At 61.7% G+C, this 1,524-nt stretch carries 1 pseudogene; it reads right to left on the bottom strand.

What is annotated here, in order from left to right:
- Positions 1 to 1,339: pseudogene (locus AC2FLM_RS01260) on the bottom strand (hypothetical protein); the annotation flags it as partial.
- Between the last annotated feature and the right edge of the window lie 185 nt (positions 1,340 to 1,524).

Here is a 1,524-nt window from a genome sequence, read left to right as displayed (position 1 = left end):
ACGAGACCATGTCATTGCCATCCCCGCCATCGATCGTGTCATTGCCGCCCCCCGGCGTGATCCAGTCGGCACCGCCCAGGGCGTTGATCACCTCCGCCGCCGCCGTCCCGGCCACCGCCTCGCCTGCGTTTGTGCCTTCGATGGGCGGCGTCCCGCCACCGCCACCGCCCGAGGGAAGCTGGACAGTGTAGAGATGCCCGCCGGCATCAGCCAGATAGCCGAAGCCATTCTCGAAGATCACGCTGGTTTCGGCGAAATGGAAGCGGGGCAGCCCGGTTTGCGGCGTGCCCACCGGATTGCCGTTCTGATCGAAACACTGAAGCACACCGGTATTCACCAGAGCGGTGTTGTCATTGGTGTTATAGGTGACCACAAAGCCGCCATCGGCGAGGGCATGCACCCGTTGCTGTCCCTGCTGCCCGGCCGTCAGGCCCGTGTTCAGCAGCCGGTCTCCGGCAAACAGAGACCCGTCCGTGTTGTAGATGGCATACCACAGATCGAGCTCTCCAGCCGCGGTGACGCCGGTCTTGTTGCTGGCCCAGACGACGACGACCTTGCCATCGGCCAGGGTCTCGGCCTGAACATCGCCGCTGCCAAAACCGAAGGTCCCCTGTGTATGCGTCCCGTCCGATACCCGGAACTCATCGGTGACGAAAGAACCGTCCACATTGACGACGCGGCCGTAGACCTCGAACGCATTGTCGCCACCAAGGCCGGTGTTCATGTGAAAGACGAACAGGTTGTTGCCTGAACGCGTGATCTCGAGCCCGTTCACGGCGCCAGCCCCGGTGCCGGTCACCGTGGCGTCATTCCAGGCGATACGGCGTTCGATGGTGCCATCGGCGGCATAGATCACCACCGTGTGGCCGGTTCCCAATACCGCATCGCGATTGAAGGCGGCCATGCGCCCGTTCCCCAGGTCGACCGCTTCGGCATAGGATTCGAGCAGCGTCTGCTCGATGGATACTCCGAACACGTCGATGGTGCGGGTCGGCAGCTGATAGGTGCTTTTCGAGAGGCTTTGCCCCATGGCATCGAAGCTGTGCATCGTCGGGGTCCGGGTTCCCAACGTGTCGGCCAGATAGAACAGGGTAAAGGCCCCATTGCCGTCATCGCGCGCATGCCAGAGATTGCCGATTGCATGCAGGCTGGAATCGCCGCCTGCATTGATATCGGTAAAGGGGACCAGTTGCGTGCCGGCGTTGTCCCAGACCGAGAATTGCCAGTTGCTGACCGTTGGTGCGACGCTTCCCCGATGGATCGCCACCAGGCGATCAGCAAGTTCGAACTGGACCAGGTCGAGGGTGCCGGAAATAGCGGATGGAGTAATGCTACTCATGTTTCGAGTGCGCCTATAATGGGTTGCGGGACAATTGAATGGGCGTCACGTTATCGGCTGGATATCGGGCAGGCAATATTTGCCTGCCCGCCCTGTCAGATCGTCAGGTCCCAGATGCGGACATCTTCGTCGTCGAAGCGGAAATATTCGACGTTGATCAGGCTGTCGGTGCCGTCGGGGCCGGT

The sequence above is a fragment of the Ruegeria sp. SAZD011 genome (genome assembly GCF_059612545.1).
This window is presented reverse-complemented; position numbering and strand designations above follow the sequence as displayed.